Raw genomic sequence first — 20,487 nt, forward strand, 5'->3', positions numbered from 1 at the left:
TGAACTCAGGGCTGCCAGGGGAACGTGACGGTGAAGACGACGGCGGATGCCGCGACGAACAGCACGAAGAACACCGTGTCGCGCGTGCGGAAGGGCACCAGGTGCCTCTCCGTGCGCGTCGAGTGTGCACCGAAGGCGCGGGCATCCATCGCCAGGGCGACGCGCTCGGCGTGCCGGATGGCGCCGGCCAGCAGCGGGACGATGTAGCCCCAGCCTCGCGCGAGCCGCGCGAACGGACCGCGCCCGCCGTGATGCCCGCGTACGCGGTGGGCCGCGCGGATCACGCTGAGCTCGTAGCCGAAGCGGGGCACGAACCGGTACGCCGCCAGCGCCGTGTACCCGATCCGGTACGGCACGTGCAGCTGCTGGATGCTGGCGCGCACGAGGTCGGGCCCGGTTGTCGTGAGGCCCCCGATCAGCGCGAGCGCGAGGATCGCGGCCAGTCGCAGCGCCGTGGCGAAGCCGACCTGCAGGGCTCCGGTGAACAGCGTCCAGCTGCCGATCTGCAGGAAGGGCGGAGTGTCGTCGACGCCACCGGCATCCACCCAGATCGAGAAGCCGAAGCCGATCATGACCACGCCGACCGGCATGGCGACGAAGAGCAGCGCGGCCGTGCGCGGGGTGATCCGCGCCCCGAACAGGAGCAGCCCGTACGAGAGGATCACGAACAGCAGCGGCGTCGCGAGGTCGCGCACGAAGATGAGCAGCAGCATCGCCGGGAGAACCGCGGCCACTTTCGACAGCGGATTGAGATGGTTCAGGAAATGCCGTGAGGATGCCGGAGCACCCGGCGCGTACGGATCGATCGTGGCGGTCGGGGAGGTGATCTCGGTCATCGCGCAGCCTCCGTGAGGATGCCGCGCAGTTCGGGATTCAGCGCACGGTGCAGCGCGGGGAGCCGGAGACCCGCAGCTTCGAACAGACCCTCGGTCGCGAACAGCCCGGCGGTGTCGCCTGAGGCGTGCACGCGGCCGTCGGCGAGGATGACGGTGTGGGTGGTGTGGTCGGCGACCAGCTGCAGATCGTGGGTGACGATGATGATCGTCGTCCCCTCGTCCCGCAGATCCGAGAGCAGACGCAGCAGCTCGTCGGCGCGGGCGCGATCCTGGCCGAAGGTGGGCTCGTCGAGCGCCAGCACGCCGGGACGGGTGATGAGCGCGGTGCCGACGGACAGTCGCCTCTTCTCGCCACCCGATAGTAGGAACGGGTGCACGTCCGCCTTGTGCTCGAGCCCGAACCGCGCCAGCATCTCGCCGACGCGCTCGCCGATCTCTGGTTCGGGCGTATCGCGCAGCCGCAGTCCGTGCGCGAGCTCGTCGAAGACGGTGTGGGCGATGAACTGATGCTCGGGATTCTGGAACACGAACCCGATGCGTGCGGCGAGATCGCGCGGTGTCGCCCGGCCGGGATCGACATCGTCGATCGTGACCCGGTTCCTCGGCGGCGGCACGACCCCGGCGAGCGACTGGATGAGCGTGGTCTTCCCCGCGCCGTTGGCGCCGACGATGGCTGTGAGCGAGCCGGCGGGGATGTCGAGGTCGATGCCGTGCAGCACCTCTGTGCGCCCGCGCCTCACCGTGAGGTTCCGGGCCCGGACGATCGGGCGAGGAGGGTATGCGTGCGCGCTGTCCTCATGCGGGTCGTTGAGCGAAGACGGCGCAGCCGCCGAAGACGAAACGGGCTGAGCGACCGGAGGGAGTCGAAGCCTGCCCTCACCCAGCGCAGCTGCCAGTTCCTCCGGCGTCAGCGGCAGCGGCGCCTCTTCGGGCAGGATGCCGCGTGCGCGCAGCATCCGTCCCGCGAGTGTCGCCGCCGGCAGCCACACGCCCATCGCGATGAGCTCGTCGGTGTGCCCGCGCAGCACCTCGTCGACGGGGCCGTCGAAGACGAGACGACCCTGCTGATCCAGGACGATCGCGCGGGTCGCGAAGCGCATCGCGGCATCCAGGTTGTGCTCGACGAGGATGACGGCGCGGTCACCGGATGCCACCAGATCGGTCAGCGCGTCGTAGACGTCGTCGATGCCCTGCGGGTCGAGGTTCGCGGTCGGTTCGTCGAGCACGATGAGGGGCGATCCCATCGCGATGGCGCAGGCGATCGCGAGGCGCTGGCGTCCGCCGCCCGAGAGCCGGTCGGGGTTCCAGCTGCGGCGCTCCCACAGGCCGACCCGGCGCAGCGCCCGCTCCGTCCGGGAGAGCACGTCGGCGACGGGCAGCAGCAGGTTCTCGAGTGCGAAGGCGACCTCGTCGAGCACGGTGCCGGTGACGAGCTGCGCGTCGGGATCCTGGAACACCATCGCCACGTCGGAACTGAGCTGCGCGACCGGTGTGTCCACGGTGTCGCGGCCGTTCACCTCGACCGTGCCGGTGATTTCGGCGGGAACCGACTGGGGGATGAGTCCGTTCAGTGCCAGGGTGAGAGTCGACTTGCCGGAGCCGCTCGGCCCCAGCACGAGAACGACCTCGCCCGGATGCACCTCGAAGTTCACGTCTCCCGGCGACGGCTGCGCCGCACCGGCATGCGTGAGCGAGAGGTCACGCACGCGAAGCAGAGGCGCGGATGAGGGCACGTACCCCAGGTTAGCTTAGGCTTACCTGGCGGCGACGCCCGCCCTGCGCAGTGCGATGCCGATGCGCGCGCCGATGAAAGTCCACGCCACCGGGCCGACGATGAACATCACCATGTACAGCGCGCTCGCCCACGGCTCGAACCTGTCGAGATCGACGGCGAAGCCGATCGGCACGGCGAGGATGACGCCCACGATCACCGCGGACACCATGAACCGGCCGATGCCCCAGTAGCGATAGCGGCCGATCGCGGTGATGCCCTCCTGGATCAGCCCGATCAGCAGCGCGGTGCCGATGTAGCGCAGCACCCAGGCCGGGGCGAAGGCGCTCGAGACGAGCGCGGCGAGCAAGTGCGCGATCAGTGCGACGCCGGGAACGCGCAGCAGCGACTGGGCGACGATGCCGGGCAGCACATGCGAGCCGAGAACGAGTCCGTACAGCACGGGGACGGCCGCCGAGACCGGCACGCTGAGGTAGCCCGCAACCGCCGAGACGAGCCCCGTCGCGACTCCGACAGCAGCGCAGATCAGCAGCACGCGGGTCGACAGCACACGGTTCTTCGGCACTACAACAGCCTAGTCGCGCGGCGGTCCACGAGACCGGGCCGGGACCGGGAATATCCGGCGGCGGGCACCCTGGCGCAGCACGAGCGCGGGGCGGCAGACCGTCGTGATCGCAGACTGTCTCCTCGCCGAATATCGCAGAGCATCTGGCGATTCGTCCAATGGTGCAGCCCGCGATCGCGGATTAGGTTGATCGACTGTGTGGCGACGAGGCCGCACACCACAACCATCGGAGCAGACAATGGGTCGATCACCCCTCCGGTTGACGGTCGGCATCACACTCGCCGCACTCGTCATCGGAACCTCGGCAACCGCGAGTTTCGCAGGCGTCGAGGGGGTGACACATCCGACACCCGTCGAGGGGACGCCAGGGCACTACATCGTCGTCATGAAGGCCGATCCGCTCGCCACCTACGAGGGCGACACGAACGGGCTTCGCCGCACGAAGCCGAGCCCGGGGAAGTCGCTCGACGCGCACTCCGCGGATTCGCAGAAGTACATCGCGCACCTGGAGAACGAGCAGCGCGAGCTCGCCAAGTCCGAAGGCGTCACCCCGGACGTCGCTTATCAGGTGACGGTCAACGGCTTCAGCGCAGACCTCACCGGCGATCAGGTCGACGCACTACGCGCGTCGAAGGACGTCCTCGGCGTCTTCCCCGACGAGATCCGGCATCCCGACGCGCAGTCGTCCACCGACTTCCTCGGTCTCGGTGACGACGCCAAGGGCAAGGGCGGTGTGTGGCAGGCGACCGGAGGCGTGGGGCACGCCGGTGAGGGCGTCGTGGTCGGCGTCATCGACACCGGCATCGCGCCGGAGCATCCCTCGTTCGACGGCAAGAAGCTGAAGAAGCAGAAGAAGCCGAAGCAGAACAGGGGCGAACCGTACAGCGACGGATCCCACGTCTACTTCGACAAGTCGGATGGCACGCAATTCCGCAGCGCCATCGTCGAGGGTCAGGACTGGGACAAGCACGATTACACGACCAAGCTGATCGGCGGCCAGTACTTCTCGACGGGTGCGGCGGCGGCCGGGTTCGACTTCCAGTACGACTATCTCTCCCCCCGCGACGGCGACGGGCACGGCTCGCACACCGCGAGCACCGCGGCTGGGAACTTCGGCGTCAAGGCGAAGGTCGAGGGAGTGAAGCTGGGGTCGATCTCCGGCGTCGCACCCGCGGCCAAGGTCGCCGCGTACAAGGCCTGCTACGTCGGCCCCGACGCGGCTGTCACCGACGACGACATCTGCGCGCTCAGCGACCTGATCGCCGCGATCGATCAGGCGGTCGCCGACGGCGTCGACGTGATCAACTACTCGATCGGCGGAGGTGCGGCGACGTCCGTGCTGCAGCCAGACGACATCGCCTTCCTGAACGCCGCGGCAGCGGGCGTGTTCGTCTCGGTGAGTGCTGGAAACGCCGGCCCGGATGCCGTCACGGCAGATCACGCGTCGCCCTGGTACACCACGGTCGCGGCGTCGACGATCCCGACCTGGGAGGGGACGGTCAGCTTCGACGGATTCGCGCAGGCCGGAGCATCCGTATCGGTGCCGTTCGGCAAGACGATCACGGAGCCGTCGATCTACGCGGGTGACGCGGCGGCCGCCGGCGCGGCGGACGCGCAGCTCTGCCTGCCGGGCACGCTGGATCCGGCGAAGGTCGACGGGCACATCGTCGTCTGCGACCGGGGCAACAACGCCCGCGCCGAGAAATCGCAGGTCGTGAAGGATGCCGGTGGCGTCGGCATGGTGCTCGTCAACGTGCCCGGCGGTTCCGATTCGCTCGACAACGACTTCCACGTCGTGCCCACCGTGCATCTCGCGGCCGCGCATCGTGAGGCCGTCCTCGCATATGTGCAGGGCGGAACCGATCGTCCGATCACGCTCACCGGCGAGAACACCACCGGCGAGGAGACTCCGGTCCCGCAGATCGCCGGCTTCTCGAGCCGCGGACCCATGCACGCCGACGGCAGCGACATCATGAAGCCGGACATCGCGGCTCCAGGAGTTGCTATCCTCGCGGCGACCAACAACGCCAGGAAGGATCGTCCGACCTTCGGCATCCTCTCCGGTACGTCGATGGCGGCGCCGCACATCGCCGGTCTCGGTGCGCTGTACCTCGGCGAGCGGCCGACTGCGACGCCGGGTGAGGTGAAGTCGGCGATGATGACCACCGCCTACGACACCGTGAACGCCGACGGATCGAAGAACACCGATCCGTTCCAGCAGGGGGCAGGTCACGTGGACCCGACGCGGTTCTTCGACCCTGGCCTGCTGTACCTCAACGGCGTCGCGGACTGGGCGGCGTTCCTCGAGGGCAAGGGACTGGCGGAGTTCGACGGCGTCGAGCCCATCGACGGCAGCGACCTGAACCTCGCGTCGATCTCGATCGGCACGCTGGCCAGTGCGCAGTCGGTCACCCGCACGGTGACCTCCACCGAGGCGGGCACGTTCACGGCGCACGCCGACATCCCCGGTGTTGGTGTGAGCGTTGAGCCGTCGACTCTGACGTTCGGGGGAGCGGGCGAGACGGCGACGTACACCGTGACCTTCGACAACGAGAGCGCGCCGGTGGAGCAGTGGGCGACCGGCTCGCTGACGTGGACGAGCGACTCGAACTCGGTGCGCACGCCGATCGCGGTGTTCCCGGTCACGGCCGACGCTCCTGCCGAGGTCGAGGGCACCGGTGTCGACGGTTCGACGACCGTGGAGATCACGCCGGGTATCGACGGCGAGCTGCCGTTGAACCTGGCGGGGCTCACGCCGTTCGAGCTGCTCACCGATCCGGATCATCCGGTCGAGGGGCACTCGGGCGACGAGTCGTCCGGTGACGCGAACAAGGACGTCTCGTGGGTCGTCGACGTGCCCGAGGGTACGGCGCTGTCCCGCTTCGACCTCGACTCGTCGGACGATGAGGGCAGCGACCTCGACCTCACCGTGTACCGCGTGGTGGCGCCGGACGACCTGCGCTATTACGACGTGTGGCAGTCGGCGACGGCATCCGCCGATGAGCAGGTAACGCTCCCGGCTCCGACCGCGGGGACGTACCTGATCGTCGCGAACGTGTACTCCACCACAGGGCCGATGACGTGGGACATGACCTACGCCAACGTCTCTTCGCCGGGAGAGGGCGCGCTCACGGCGACGCCGAATCCGATCGCAGCGGTTCAGGGACAGGCGACCGGTTATGAGCTCAGCTGGAGCGGGCTCACGGCGGGCACGCGCTACCTCGGAGTCGTGCAGTACGACGATTCCGCCGTGCGGACGATCGTCTCGGTCGACGCGGCGGAGTAGGGATACGGAAGGGGTGCCCGTGCCATGCCGGCGCGGGCACCTCGCCGTGCGCCGTGGTCCGTGCTCGCCGCACGGATGCACGGCCGATGCACGGATGCATGACGAAACCACGGCGTGTCGCCGTGCATCCGTGCGATCGCCCTGCATCCGTGCTCGGTGCGCCCGCCGGCGGACCTGCCCGACGACAGGATCCCCTGGACTCGCGGGTCAGATCCGCCGGCGGCGCGGCTTCAGCGTGACGTGCGGAAGCTCTGGCGCCGGGATGCGCTCGTCGCCGTGGTTCACGACGCGGCCGAAACGAGCGGATGCGGCATCCGTCTCCCAGTCCGAACGGGCCTGTGCGATCTCGTCGTGGGTGCGTGCGGCGAAGTTCCACCACATGACGAGATCCTCGTCGAACGGCTCGCCGCCCAGTACGAAGATCAGTGCGCCGTGCCCGCTCGACACGGTCACCGAGGTGCGGGAATCGCCGAGGTAGAGCATGTCGTTCTGCGCGAGCATCCGGTCCTCGCCGGCGTCATCAGACACCGTGACGTCGCCCTCCACCAGGACTATCGCGTACTCCCACGCGGGATCGAACGGCAGGGTCACACGGCTTCCGGCTGTGAGCGCGATCTCCGCGCCGACGATCGGCGTGTGCACGGTCGCGGGCGAGCGGACGCCCGCGAACGCGCCCAGCACGACGGTGACCTCGGCATCCGACCCTGAATCGGCCTGCAGCGTCACGGTCGGCAGAGACCTGTGCTGCTCGAATCCCGGAGCGCCGTGACGCGCGGACTCGGGGAGCGCGACCCAGAACTGCAGCGCATCGAGCGCAATCGGCCCGTCGCCGAGCGAGTACTCCGAGTGCGAGATCCCGTTACCCGCCGTCATGAGGTTCAGCTGTCCGCGCCTGAGCGTCACGTCACTGTCGAGGGAATCGCGATGGCGTTGCTCGCCGACCAGCGGCCAGGTGACGGTCTGCAGGCCGATGTGCGGGTGAGGTTCGACACGCATGCGCACCTCATCGGGGCCGAAGCGGTCGAGGAAGCACCAGGCGCCGATCGTCGGGATGTCGCGGTTGGGCAGAGTGCGCAGCACGTTCATGCCGCGGACTCCGCCGAGGGGCACCTCGCGGGGCTCGAGCAGGATGCTGCGCTGACCGATCATCGGCCCTCGGCCGGGTCGTCCGGCAGCTGCGGCCAGCGGATGTTCGCACCCTCGACTTCGTTGCGCTTCAGGTAGCGGGCGATGTACGGGCAGTAGGGGACGATCGTGGCGCCCGAGCCCGCGGCATCCGCCAACGCCTGCGCCGCGAGAACCGGGGCCAGGCCCTTCCCCTGGAATGCGGGGTCGAGCTCCGTGTGCGTGAAGAGCATCTCGCCTGGTCGCTCCTTGTACTCGGCGAAGCCGGCCAGGGTGTCGCCGAGGCGGATCTCATAGCGCGAGTTCTCGGCGTTGCGGGTGACAGTGGGCTCATCGGTCATGGCTGCTCCCTTGCTCTCATCCCCACCTTAGGGCGGCCCGTGTCCGCCCGGGTCGTTACGCTGGAGGGATGCCGCAGACTCCTGGTGACCCGTACGAGGATCTGCCCTGGCCGGACGCGCCGTGGGATGACGCGCCTCCTCCCGAGGAGATGGATTGGGAGCCGCAGGGCGCGGGCTTCGAGCCGCCTCTCGACTGGGGTGACGGACCGACAACGCGTGTCCGAACGGCCGCGCCGTCCGCCGAGCCCCGCGCCACCCCGTCGCGCTATGCGACCGCAGGCGAAGCGTTGCACACGGTGTTCGGATACGACGCCTTCCGCGGTGACCAGGCGGCGATCGTCGAGCGGGTGATCGGCGGCGGGGATGCCGTGGTGCTGATGCCGACCGGCGGCGGAAAGAGCATCACATACCAGGTGCCGGCGCTCGTGCGCGAAGGCACCGGACTCGTGATCAGTCCGCTCATCGCGCTCATGCACGACCAGGTCGACGCGCTGCGCGCCAACGGCGTGAACGCGGCCTACCTGAACTCGACTCAGGCCGCGGGCGAGCGCGCCGAGGTGGAGCGCGCGTACCTCGCCGGCGAGCTCGACCTCATCTACGTCGCCCCGGAGCGACTGTCGTCGTCGGCGACCACGAGGCTCCTCCAGCGCGGCGTCCTCAGCGTCATCGCGATCGACGAGGCGCACTGCGTGTCGCAGTGGGGTCATGACTTCCGACCCGACTATCTCGCACTCGGCGATCTCGGCGAGCGGTTCCCCGGCGTCCCGCGCATGGCGCTCACCGCCACCGCGACCCGCGCCACGCACCAGGAGCTCACCGAGCGCCTGCACCTCGACGACGCCGAGCACTTCGTGGCGAGCTTCGACCGTCCGAACATCCAGTACCGGATCGTCCCGAAGGTTGATCCCCGCAAGCAGCTGGTGTCCTTCATCCACTCGATGCCCGACGGCGCCGCGGGCATCGTCTATGCGCTGAGCCGCAAGTCCGTCGAGCAGACCGCGACGTATCTCGCGGCGCAGGGGTTCGATGCGCTGCCGTACCACGCGGGCCTTCCCGCCGAGGTGCGGGCGTCGAACCAGTCGCGGTTCCTGCGTGAGGACGGCGTGGTCATGGTCGCCACGATCGCGTTCGGCATGGGCATCGACAAGCCCGACGTGCGGTTCGTCGCGCACATCGATCTGCCGAAGTCCGTCGAGGGGTACTACCAGGAGACCGGTCGCGCCGGCCGCGACGGTGAGCCGTCGGTCGGCTGGATGGCGTACGGTCTCGGCGACGTCGTGCAGCAGCGCCGGCTCATCGACCAGAGTCCCGGCGATCGCACGTTCAAGATGCGCATGGGGCAGCATTTGGATGCCATGCTCGCCTTGTGCGAGACGGTCGAGTGCCGCCGCCAGAACCTGCTGAACTACTTCGGTCAGCACTCCGGCGCATGCGGCAACTGCGACACCTGCCTCGAGAAGCCCGACACCTTCGACGGCCTGGTCCCGGCGCAGAAGCTGCTGTCCACGATCGTCCGGCTCAAGCGCGAGCGGAACCAGGCGTTCGGCGCCGGGCACCTCATCGACATCCTGCGCGGATCTTCGAACGATCGCATCCGCCAGCAGAAGCACGATGGCCTCGCCACCTACGGCATCGGGGCCGACCTGTCCGACCAGGACTGGCGTAGCGTCGTGCGGCAGCTGCTCGCCCGCGGCATCCTCGTCGCCCAGGGCGACTATGGGACGCTTGCGCCCGGCGAAGCGGCCGGCGGCGTGCTGAAGGGCGAGACGCCCGTGCCTCTGCGCAAGGACACGATGGGCCGGGTCAGCGCGAGCCGTGCGCGCAAGACGTCTGCGGCCTCGGATGCCGTGGCGGAGGATGACCGTTCACTGTTCGAGGCGCTGCGCGTCTGGCGTGCCGAGACGGCACGGGAGATCGGCAAACCGGCGTACATCGTGTTCGGCGATGCGACCCTGCGTGCGCTCGCCGAGTTGCGCCCGGCATCCATGGGCGACCTCGACGGCATCACCGGCATCGGCGAGAAGAAGCGCGAGGCCTACGGCGACGCCGTGCTGGCAGTCGTCGCCGCGAACTGATCATGGATGCCTCCCGTGCTCGCCTTGCCGGGAGGACGGCGCTCGTGACCGGTGCCAGTGACGGCGTCGGTCTCGAGATCGTTCGGTTGCTGGCGGATGCCGGCGCCGCGGTGATCATGCCGGTGCGCAACCGTGCGAAAGGCGAGGCGGCGATCGAGCGCATTCGCCAGGCGGTGTCCGACGCCCGCATCGTGCTGCTCAACCTCGACCTGGCGCGCCTCGATTCGGTCGACACCCTGACGGCGAGCCTCCGCGAAGATACGGCGATCGACATCTGCGTGCTCAACGCGGGCGTGGTGCTGCTCGGCGATCGGCGGCGGCACGTCACCGCCGACGGTTTCGAGCTTCACTTCCAGACGAACTTCCTCGGGCACGCGGCTCTGATCCGCGGCATCCTGCCGTTGCTCGAACGATCGCAGGCGCGGGTCGTGGTGCAGACCAGCATCGCCGCCGCGCGTGCGCGAATGGCCTGGGACGACCTCGACGGAGCGCGGCGCTACCGGCCGTACCGCGCCTACGCGTCATCGAAGCTCGCGCTGGGCCTGTACGGCTTGGAGCTCGCGCGGCGCGCCGGCGGGGTGACGGTGAACCTCAGTCATCCCGGCGTGGTCCCGAATACTGCGATCGCGGCACCCGTGAGGGCGCTGCTGCCGCACGACCTCGTGGACTGGGCAGTGCGCCGGGTCGGCAACGCGCCGTCGACAGCGGCGCAGACCGCTTTCGACGCCGCGACATCGGCCGCGGGTCCCCCGGTGATGTTCGCACCGTCCGGCCCGTTCGGACTCTGGGGGCCCGCAGTCTCGCGCACGCCGTTCCGCCGGTTGCTGGATGCCGATGAAGCCGGGCGGGTGTGGAGCGAGACGGATCGACTGCTCAGCTGACGGCGTACGTCTCCGCGTGTACGCGGACGGTCGCGGAATCCGCCAGCAGCTTCGAGACCGGGCAGCGGGCGTGCGCCGCGGTGAGTACCCGCTCCGTCTCAGCCGGATCCGCACCCTCGACCGACAGGTACGCGTCGACGTGGAACTCGTAGCCAGGGCCTTCTGTCGCGTCATGCAGCTCGACCACGACGCGTACGGCGGTGCGCTGGTCCCGCGGGACGAAGACTCGGGCGGTGGCGTTCAGACACGTCGCCCAGGCGAGAGCGAGCAGCTGCTCCGGATTGCTCGCGGCCGGGTCGCGGTCGGGGTTCAGTGGCGACGCGACCGCGATGCTCATGCCGCCCGCGACGCTGCTGACGCCTGTTCCGCCGTCGTCGTTGCTCGCCTCGGTCCGATACTTCACGCTCATCCCTCCATCTTCAGGCCTCCCGATTGTGCCGGATGCTGTATGACCTCTGTCGGTCATGCCGCCGGATAACCGACCGAACTGATACAGCACGCCCGAATGCGGACAACCTGTCGGCTCGCGACAACCCGCCCGTGCCATGCCCGCAAGATCGGTTGGAGGGACCATACATGGGTGTTGGATGCTGGTTGGAGGAGTCCTACGGTTGAAGCATCCTTACTTCTCTCTGAGAGGAACACCATGGTCGACGCCGCCGTCCGAACTTCGAAGCCAGCAGCCGCAGGAGATGACCCGCGCATCGATGTCGAGCGCGTGAACGACCTGCTGCTCGGCACATGGGCGGACACCCGCCGCACCGCACGCGAGATGATCAAGGACTCCGCATTCTGGCGCATCGACGACCTCGGCAAGGACGAGCACCGCGAGCGCGTGCTCAGCCAGCTGCACCTCCTCGTCGATCAGAAGGCGGTGCACCGCGCATTCCCGAAGGAGTTCGGCGGCGAGGCGAACAACGGCGCGAACATCTCCGGCTTCGAAGAGCTCGTCGCGGCCGATCCGAGCCTGCAGATCAAGGCCGGCGTGCAGTGGGGCCTGTTCGGGTCCGCCGTGCTCCAGCTGGGCACGGAAGAGCACCACCGCAAGTGGCTCCCCGGAATCATGAACCTCGAGATCCCGGGTGCGTTCGCGATGACCGAGATCGGGCACGGCTCCGACGTCGCCGCCGCAGGCACCACTGCGACCTACGATCCCGAGTCCGACGAGTTCGTCATCAACACGCCCTTCCGCGGCGCGACGAAGGAGTACCTCGGCAACGCCGCCCTGCACGGGATCGCCGCGACAGTCTTCGCGCAGCTCATCACCAACGGCGTCAACCACGGCGTGCACTGCTTCTATGTCCCGCTGCGCGGGGAGGACGGCAACGACCTGCCGGGCATCGGCCGTGAGGACGACGGTCTCAAGGGCGGCCTGAACGGCATCGACAACGGCCGCCTCTCCTTCGATCACGTGCGCATCCCGCGCACCAACCTGCTGAACAAGTACGGCGACGTCGACGCGGACGGCAACTACACGAGCCCGATCGACAGCCCAGGGCGCCGCTTCTTCACGATGCTCGGCACCCTGGTGCAGGGTCGCGTGTCCCTCGACGGTGCAGCATCCTGGGGATCGGCCCTCGGCCTGCACATCGCGATCACTTACGCGACGCAGCGCCGCCAGTTCGACGGCGCCGACGGGCAGGAGGTCGTGCTGCTCGACTACGGCAAGCACCAGCGCCGACTGCTCCCTCGCCTCGCGACCACGTACGCGCAGATCTTCGCGCACGACGAGTTCCTGCAGAAGTTCGACGGCGTCTTCTCGGGCCGCACCGACACCCCGGGCGACCGCGAAGACCTCGAGACGCTCGCCGCGGCGCTCAAGCCGCTCTCGACCTGGCACGCGCTCGACACGCTGCAGGAGGCTCGTGAGGCCTGCGGCGGTGCCGGCTACATGTTCGAGAACCGCCTGGTCGGACTCCGAGCGGACCTCGACATCTACGTCACCTTCGAGGGCGACAACAACGTCCTGCTGCAGCTGGTCGGCAAGCGCCTGCTCACCGACTTCGCGAAGCAGTTCAAGGACAAGGATGCTGCCGCGCTCGCCAAGTACGCCGTCGGCCAGACCGCCGGCAAGGTGTTCCACGGCGCGGGTCTGCGCCGCTTCGGGCAGAACATCGCCGACTTCGGCTCTACAGCGCGCTCGGTAGAGAACGGCCTTCGCGCCGACCAGCAGCACGAGCTGCTCGCCGACCGCGTGCAGCAGATGATCGCCGACATCGCCGGACGGCTGCGTCCGGCCGGCAAGGACAAGGTGCTCGGCGAGAAGCTGTTCAACGAGAACCAGGCCGACCTCATCGAGGCGGCCCGCGCGCACGGCGAGCTGCTGCAGTGGGAGGCGTTCACCGATGCCGTGAACAGCATCCCTGATGAGGACACCCGCAAGGTGCTCACCTGGCTGCGTGATCTGTTCGGCCTGCAGCTCGTCGAGAAGCACCTCGCCTGGCACATCATCAACGGCCGCCTTTCGACGCAGCGGGCCGCGGCGGTGTCGAGCTACATCGATCGGCTGTGCCTGCGTCTGCGCCCGCACGCCCTCGACCTGGTGGGCGCCTTCGGCTACGAGCCCGAGCACGTCCGCGCGCCGATCGCGAGCGGTGCCGAGCTCGAGCGCCAGAACGAGGCCCGCGAGTACTACGCCGCGCTCGCGGCGTCCGGTGAGGCGCCGATCTCGGAGAAGGCGCTGCGCAAGGCCGCGAAGAAGTAGGCCACCCCACCCCGAGAATTGCCTTGCGCGCCGAGAATGGCGCTGCCAGCGCGATTCTCGTGCGGCAAGGCAATTCTCGCGGTGCGTACGCTGGGGACATGACCTCACTGATCGCGGGCTCCGACGGACGAGCGCGCTGCGCGTGGGTCGGAACGGATGCCGAGTACCAGCGGTACCACGACGAGGAGTGGGGTGTGCCGCTGCACGGCGACCGTGCGCTGTTCGAGAAGATGTCGCTGGAGGGCTTCCAGGCCGGCCTCAGCTGGATCACGATCCTCCGCAAGCGCCCGCGCTTCCGCGAGGTGTTCGAGGGATTCGATCCCGAGCGCGTCGCCGCCTTCGGCGAAGACGACGTCGAGCGCCTGATGCAGGATGCCGGGATCATCCGCAATCGAGCCAAGATCCTCGCCACGATCGGCAACGCGCGACTGGTCACCGAGATGGCGGAGGGCGAGCTCGACGAGCTGATGTGGTCGTTCGCGCCAGCCCCCGGCATCCGCCCTCGTTCGTTCGACGAGGTGCCGGCCGTCACGGCGGAGTCGACCGCCATGAGCCTGGCGCTGCGCGGGCGGGGATTCCGATTCGTCGGCGCGACGACCGTGTACGCCCTGATGCAGTCGGCCGGCATGGTCGACGATCACATCGACGGATGCTGGCGCACGGCCTGATCGGATGGGTATCTCTCCCCGTCGAGCGGTTCAGGTGCGGCGGTTAGTATGAACCGGTGCGTCCGGGCAGCTCGGCTGCGAGGACGACGCGCGACGTGTACCGGGGGGAATACTGACGATGAAGGCGCTGTCATGGTTGCGCGCGAAGCCGAAGACCGCTGCCTCGGTGGCAGGAGTCACGGCTGCGGTCGTCGCGATCGGCACGCTCGCCTTCGCGTATGAGGGCAATCCCACCACCAAGGTCGACCTGAACGACGGCGGTGTGTGGATCACGAAGTCGTCCGCGCTGATGGTCGGCCACTTCAACAACGAGTCCACCCTGCTCGACGGGGGCCTTCGCACCACGGGCGAGAGCTTCGACATCCTGCAGGACGAGTCCACGATTCTCGTCACCGACCGCACCAATGCGACTCTCACTGCGGTCGACCCCGCCCGCGTCTCCCTCGGCGACACCACCACGATCCCCGGCTCGGCGAAGGTCGCGCTCGGCGCGCAGACCGCGGCGATCCTCGACAAGGACTCCGGAGACCTCTGGGTCGTCCCGGTCAAGGGCATCTCGGGCTTCGAGCTGCAGGGCGCCGATCCTCTCGTCGAGCTCGGCAAGAACTCCGACGTCACGGTCGGCCAGGACGGCACCGTGTACGCGGTCTCCGGCGAGGGCGCAGAGGTCGTCACGGTCCCGGTCGACAACGAGGGCGAGGCGCTCGAGCCTTCGACCGCACCGCTCGAGGGGCTCGACGCCTCGGTGGCACCCACGATCACCGCCGTCGGCACCACCCCTGTCGTGCTGTCGCCAGCCGACAGCGCCGTCATGACGCCCGGGGGCTTCAGCACCGAGATCCCCGAGGCCGACAGCGCCGTTCTGCAGTACGCGTCGACAGCGACCGATGACGTGACCGTCGCGACCGCGTCGCAACTGATCGATGTGCCGCTCGACGGCGGCGAGCCCGCGGTGACCAAGTCCGGCGGCAACGGGACGCCGGCCGCTCCGGTGTCGCTGCTCGGCTGCAGCTACGGCGCATGGTCCGGCTCCGGCACGTTCGTGCGCGAGTGCCCCGGCGACGGCGACGACGTCTCGGAGCAGATCCCCGGTGTCGAGAACTCGGCGTCGCTGACGTTCCGCGTCAACCGCAACGTGATCATCCTCAACGACACCGTAGGCGGTGCCGCCTGGCTGGCCGACGAGAGCCTCCAGCAGGTCGACAACTGGAACGACCTGACGCCGCCCGAGGGCGAAACCGAGGACGAAGAGGAGACCACCGAGGAGACGGTGGAGACCACGCTCCCTGTGCGCACCGACGTCAACACGCCCCCGGTCGCGGAGGACGATGAGTTCGGCGTCCGCCCCGGCCAGACGACGGCGCTCCCTGTGCTCGACAATGACAACGATCCGGACGGCGATGTCCTGGTGGCCGGGCTCGCAGAGCAGCAGCCTTCGGTCGGAGCCGTGCAGCCGATCTACGACGGCGGCTCGCTGCAGATCGCGGTCGAAGAGGACGCCTCGGGCGCGGCATCCTTCATGTACGAGGTGAACGACGGCCGGGGCGGGACCGACACGGCGCAGGTCAGCCTCTCGGTGAAGGACTGGGACACCAACACCGCCCCGAAGCCGAAGCGCACCACGACCCTCGCGATCGAGACCGGCGGCACCGTCTCGTACAACGTGCTGCCCGACTGGATCGATCCGGAGGGCGACGACATCTACCTCAGCGATGTCACCGCGGCGCCCGGCGACGAGGTCGAGTTCACCACCGACGGGCAGATCACCTACCGCGCCACGGCGAGCCTGCAGGGCCGCAAGGAAGTGCAGGTCATGGTCGCCGACGCGCTCGGCGAGGTAGCGACCGGCACTCTCGTTCTCGACGTCCGCCCGTCGGGCTCGACTCTGCCGAAGACGAACGCCGACCACGTGATGACGCGCGTCGGCGAGCAGGTGACCGTGTCGCCGCTTGCGAACGATTCCAGCTCAGGCCGCGAGCCGCTGCGGCTGACCCGCGTCAACGGCGACGAGACGCCCGGCGCGACCATCGTGCCGGACTACCCCAACAAGACCTTCACGTTCAGCGCGCCGTCCCCCGGCGTCTACTACGTGCTCTACGAGGTCGCGGCAGGTCCGAACGGCGTCCCGGGAATCGTCCGCGTCGACGTCGCCGACGCCGCGGAGCAGGATCTTCCGCCGGTGGCCGTGCGTGACGTCGCACTGCTGCCCACCGGCGGCGAAGTGCTGCTGGGCGTGCTCAACAACGACACCGACCCGTCCGGCGGCATCCTCGTCATCCAGTCGGTCAGCGTCGAACCGGGCAGCGGCATCTCGGTGTCGGTGCTGAACCACGAGTCGCTGCGCATCGGCGACCAGGGCGCGCTCGACGAACAGGTGCGCATCACGTATCGGATCTCGAACGGCTCGAAGACCGCAGAGGGCGAAGTGGTGGTCATCCCGATCCCCGCGCCCCAAAAGATCCTTCCTCCGGTGGCGAGCCCGGATCAGGCCGTGGTGCGGGTGAACGACGTCGTGACCATCCCGGTGCTCGACAACGACACCAGCCCCATCGGCGACGCGCTCACCCTCGAACCCGAGCTCATCGAGCCCTTCGTCGAGCCCGAGGACGGCGAGATCTTCGTCTCGCAGGATGCCGTGCGGTTCAGGGCGGGCCCGGAGGCGAAGACCGTCTACGCGACCTACGAGGTGTCGGACACCCGCGGCAACAAGGTCGGCGGTTACATCACGATCCAGATCGTGCCGGAGCAGGAGGAGAACGCCGCTCCGCGCCCGCAGGACATCACGACACGGGTGCTCAGCGGCAATACCGCCAACATCGCCGTCCCGTTGGACGGGATCGACGCCGACGGCGACTCCGTCGAGCTGATCGGCCTGGCCTCGAACCCCGCCAAGGGCCGTATCATCGAGGTCGCCCAGAACTACTTCGTCTATGAGGCCTACGCCGATTCCTCCGGCGTCGACACCTTCGCATACCGGGTCCGTGACCGCCTCGGCAAGGAGGGCACGGCCACGATCCGCGTCGGCATCGCGCCGGCCGAGGATATGAACCAGGCGCCGTATGCGGTCAAGGACTCCGTGGTCGTCCGCCCCGGACGCGAGATCGCCGTTCCCGTGATGCTGAACGACTCCGATCCCGAGGGTGACAAGATCGCTCTGGTCGAAGACGGCCTCGTCGAACCGGAGATCGACGACATGTCCGCCCGCGTGTCGGGGGACCGTGTGCTCGTCGAGGCGCCGAACCGCGCCGTCGAGACGTCGCTGCAGTACACGATCAGCGACGCTCGGGGCGCCACGGCGCAGGCCGTGCTGCAGATCACGGTCGACGAGGACGTGCCGCTGCTGGCGCCGATCGCCCGCGACGACCGCGTCCTGCCCACAGACCTCGTCGACGGGGGACTCACCTCCGATGTCGACATTCTCGCCAACGACGAGGATCCAGACGGCACGACCGACGGTCTCGAGGTCGAGGTCGGCCCAGGCGGCACTCTCCTCGACGACGGCAAGGTGCGCGTCGACGTCGGCGATGAGATGCAGCTGATCCGCTACACGCTCACCGATCGCGACGGTCTCGAGACCTCGGCGTTCATCTTCGTGCCGGCCGTTCAGGACCTGCGTCCCTCGCTCACCTCGACCAAGCCGGTCGAGGTCGTCAGCGGCGAGACCAAGGAGCTGCCTCTGGACGAGTACGTCGCTGTCGCGGGCGGCGGAACGGTGACGATCACGGAGCACGCCAAGGTGAGCGCGTCGCACGCCGACGGCGCCGACCTGGTGAAGGACGGCGGCACGCTCGTCTACACCTCGGCTGCCGGCTACTTCGGTGAGGACGGCATCACGTTCGAGGTCACCGACGGCACCGGCCCGGATGATCCAGAGGGCCGCAAGGCGACGCTGACGATCCCGATCACGGTGCTGCCGCCGGAGAACCAGCAGCCGACGTTCACGCGCGGCGAGGTCAACGTCGCACCCGGCGAGGAGGCGACCACTCTGGACCTTGCCGCTCTGACGGATGACCCCGACGTGGAGGATGCCGGCAAGCACACCTACTCCCTGCAGGGCAGTGCAGGCAACGGTGTCAGTGCGAACATCGTCGACGGCAGCACGCTGTCGGTCGAGGCCGCATCGAACGCCCAGAAGGGCACCGCGGAGACGCTTACCATCCGGGTGTCCGACGGCGAGACCGAGGCGATCGAGGGCACCGTCATCGTCAACGTCACGGCGTCCACCCGCGCCCCGGCCACGGCGAACACCGACACGATCGCCGAGGCCGATCAGGGCGAGACCATCATGGTTCCCGTGCTCGAGAACGACTTCAACCCGTTCCCCGAGACGCCGCTGGAGGTGCTTTCGGTCGCGACCGAGACCGGCGACGGCGCGGCAGCCGTCGAGGGCGACCAGGTCAGCGTGACGCCGGGCGCCGAGTTCGTCGGCACCCTGGTCGTGCGGTACACGATCGAGGATGCCACCGAGGATGCAGATCGCCATGTGGACGGCCGCATCGTTCTGACCGTGCAGGGCGTGCCGGAGGCACCTGGGCGGCCGCAGGTGACGAGCGTGCAGGATCGCACGGTGGTGGTGTCGTTCTCGGCGCCGTCGAACAACGGTGCGGAGATCACCCACTACACGGTCTCGAGCACCTCGGGAAGTCCGTACAGCAAGCAGTGCGATTCCACGACCTGCACGCTCGACGGGCTCACCAACAACGTCGAGTACACCTTCCAGGTCGTGGCGACCAATCGCGTCGGCGACTCCGAACCGTCCGGCGCCTCGCAGGTCGCCCGCCCGGATGCGCGCCCCGACACCCCGGTCGCGCCGACCCTGGTGTTCGGCGACAAGTCGCTGAAGGTCGCGTGGAAGACGCCGACGACCCCCGGATCACCGGTCGAGTCGTTCAACCTGCAGATCTCGCCGGCACCGCCGTCCGGAATCACGGAGAAGACCGGAGTGACGGGCAACTCCATGACCTGGGAGGGACTGGAGAACGGCTCGTCGTATCAGGTGCGGGTGCAGGCCGTGAACCGGGCTCCTGAACCGTCCACTTGGAGCGGGTGGTCGCTCGCAGAGATCCCCGCGGGGCCCCCGGCGCAGCCGGCGGCGCCGACGACGGCAGAACTGTCACCGGTGGGCGACCAGGCGCAGATGAGGGTCTCCTGGAACGCCCCGAACAACAACGGCGATGCGATCTCGCGCTACGAGCTGCAGGTGCTCGAGGGCGGGACCACCATGCGGACCATCCCCGTCGCCGCAGGGCAGACCAGCCAGGCGGTCGTGGTACCCACCTCAGAATCCGGGTACTCCTACATCGTCCGCGCCGAGAACAAGGCCGGGTGGGGTCAGTGGAGTCCGGCGTCGGCGGAGCGCCGTGGCGCGATCCGGCCGGATGCTCCGGCGACTCCGAAGATCACAGCCGACGACCGGTCGATCACGATCGCCGACAACTACACGCTCACGGCCGAGCAGCGCAACGGCGCCAAGGCGTCCGAGATCACCTATCAGTACCGCCTGAACAGCAACGGCTGGCAGAACCTCACCAACCGGACGATCGGCGGTCTGACCAACGGCGGCGACTACTCGGTGCAGATCCGCGCTCTGTCGAACACGGGCACCGGCAGCTACACCGGGGCCGAGTCGGCGCGGTCGAACACCGCAACGCCGTTCGGTATCCCGCCGAAGCCGAACGCCGATGCGAGGAACAACGGCGGCAACATCACGCTGAGCTGGAGCAACAACGGCAACAACGGCGCGGCGCTCGATCAGACGCAGATCCGCATCCGCAACCAGAACGGCAACTGGGGCGGCTGGGAAGGCGTGAACAACAGCGGCAGCCGCAACGTCGGCGGGCAGTACTCGCAGAATTGGGCGATCGAGGTGCGGGTGCACAACAAGGCCGGCTGGTCTGCGGTCGCCTCCGCGTCGGCGACCACCGACCCCAAGCCGAAGCCACGGGCCTGGACCACCCAGGGGCCGAACTCGGGGAAATGCTCGCCCGATGTCTGCCACTACCTCCGTTTCTCCGTCTCGGACTTCCCCGCTGGGCACTACACGGTCTGGTGCCTTGAGAACGGCCAACGCTTCGCTGGCGGAGCGCGGTGGTACATCCCCGCGAACGGCGCCGCGTACATCGACGACCCGGGCTGGTCGGGTTGCTACCACGGTGGATTCAACAGCAAGTACAACCTCCAGATGGAGATCGTCGGCTGGGGTACGACCGAAGGCATTCGCTGGGATTAGCGGTCGCCGCACGACGCAACGCGGTGCGGGTTTGCCGCGACGAAG

Annotated in this window: 12 protein-coding genes; 6 read left to right on the forward strand and 6 right to left on the reverse strand. The window is 68.7% G+C overall.

The genetic code is table 11. From position 1 onward, the window contains the following. Window positions 1-5: 5 nt before the first annotated feature. The 3 genes from IM776_RS01985 to IM776_RS01995 are packed head-to-tail and all read right to left on the reverse strand — an operon-like array spanning window position 6 to window position 3,133. Window positions 6-836 carry an energy-coupling factor transporter transmembrane component T family protein gene (locus IM776_RS01985; RefSeq protein ID WP_194421416.1) on the reverse strand — a complete coding sequence of 277 codons (831 nt, stop codon included), beginning with the start codon at window positions 834-836 and terminating at the stop codon, window positions 6-8. Next, window positions 833-2,569, reverse strand: a complete 1,737-nt coding sequence (locus tag IM776_RS01990) for an ABC transporter ATP-binding protein (protein ID WP_194421417.1) — start codon at window positions 2,567-2,569, stop codon at window positions 833-835. The genes IM776_RS01985 and IM776_RS01990 overlap by 4 nt, the downstream gene beginning before the upstream one ends. 21 nt (window positions 2,570-2,590) lie before the next feature. Continuing rightward, a complete protein-coding gene (locus IM776_RS01995; RefSeq protein WP_194421418.1) occupies window positions 2,591-3,133 on the reverse strand; it encodes an ECF transporter S component in 543 nt (180 codons plus the stop codon). 238 nt (window positions 3,134-3,371) lie between these two features. On the opposite strand from IM776_RS01995, the gene IM776_RS02000 reads away from it, so the two are divergent. Continuing rightward, entirely contained in the window at window positions 3,372-6,419 is a 3,048-nt protein-coding gene (locus IM776_RS02000) for a S8 family peptidase (protein WP_194421419.1), read from the forward strand. A gap of 207 nt (window positions 6,420-6,626) precedes the next feature. Here the strand turns inward: IM776_RS02000 and IM776_RS02005 are convergent, their stop codons facing one another. Together IM776_RS02005 and IM776_RS02010 are read right to left on the reverse strand one after the other, a co-directional pair. Then, entirely contained in the window at window positions 6,627-7,568 is a 942-nt protein-coding gene (locus IM776_RS02005) for a pirin family protein (RefSeq protein ID WP_194421420.1), read from the reverse strand. Beyond that, complete coding sequence (locus tag IM776_RS02010) at window positions 7,565-7,885, reverse strand: GNAT family N-acetyltransferase (protein WP_194421421.1); 321 nt, start codon at window positions 7,883-7,885, stop codon at window positions 7,565-7,567. The genes IM776_RS02005 and IM776_RS02010 overlap by 4 nt, the downstream gene beginning before the upstream one ends. Before the next feature lie 68 nt (window positions 7,886-7,953). Between IM776_RS02010 and recQ the strand changes: the two genes are divergently transcribed. Further along, window positions 7,954-9,960: a DNA helicase RecQ gene (gene recQ, locus IM776_RS02015; RefSeq protein WP_194421422.1), complete on the forward strand. Its 2,007-nt coding sequence runs from the start codon at window positions 7,954-7,956 to the stop codon at window positions 9,958-9,960. Window positions 9,961-10,004: 44 nt separating this feature from the next. Continuing rightward, on the forward strand, window positions 10,005-10,841 hold the full coding sequence (locus IM776_RS02020) for an SDR family NAD(P)-dependent oxidoreductase (protein ID WP_267237932.1): 837 nt from the start codon (window positions 10,005-10,007) through the stop codon (window positions 10,839-10,841). Here the strand turns inward: IM776_RS02020 and IM776_RS02025 are convergent. Continuing rightward, window positions 10,834-11,250, reverse strand: coding sequence for an OsmC family protein (locus IM776_RS02025; RefSeq protein WP_194421424.1), 417 nt, complete (start codon window positions 11,248-11,250; stop codon window positions 10,834-10,836). The two genes, IM776_RS02020 and IM776_RS02025, sit on opposite strands and share 8 nt — an antisense overlap. Window positions 11,251-11,487: 237 nt before the next feature. Here IM776_RS02025 and IM776_RS02030 point away from each other — a divergent pair, with 237 nt between their 5' ends. The 3 genes from IM776_RS02030 (at window position 11,488) to IM776_RS02040 (ending at window position 20,442) form a co-directional block, all read left to right on the forward strand. Continuing rightward, window positions 11,488-13,545 (forward strand): acyl-CoA dehydrogenase family protein, encoded by a 2,058-nt coding sequence (locus IM776_RS02030; protein WP_194421425.1) that lies wholly within the window; start codon window positions 11,488-11,490, stop codon window positions 13,543-13,545. A gap of 98 nt (window positions 13,546-13,643) precedes the next feature. Further along, window positions 13,644-14,213, forward strand: coding sequence for a DNA-3-methyladenine glycosylase I (locus IM776_RS02035; protein WP_194421426.1), 570 nt, complete (start codon window positions 13,644-13,646; stop codon window positions 14,211-14,213). A 118-nt stretch (window positions 14,214-14,331) separates the two neighbouring features. Next, window positions 14,332-20,442: an Ig-like domain-containing protein gene (locus IM776_RS02040; protein ID WP_194421427.1), complete on the forward strand. Its 6,111-nt coding sequence runs from the start codon at window positions 14,332-14,334 to the stop codon at window positions 20,440-20,442. The last annotated feature ends 45 nt before the right edge of the window (window positions 20,443-20,487 follow it).

The sequence above is a fragment of the Microbacterium abyssi genome, from assembly GCF_015277895.1.
Classification (GTDB): Bacteria; Actinomycetota; Actinomycetes; order Actinomycetales; family Microbacteriaceae; genus Microbacterium; species Microbacterium abyssi.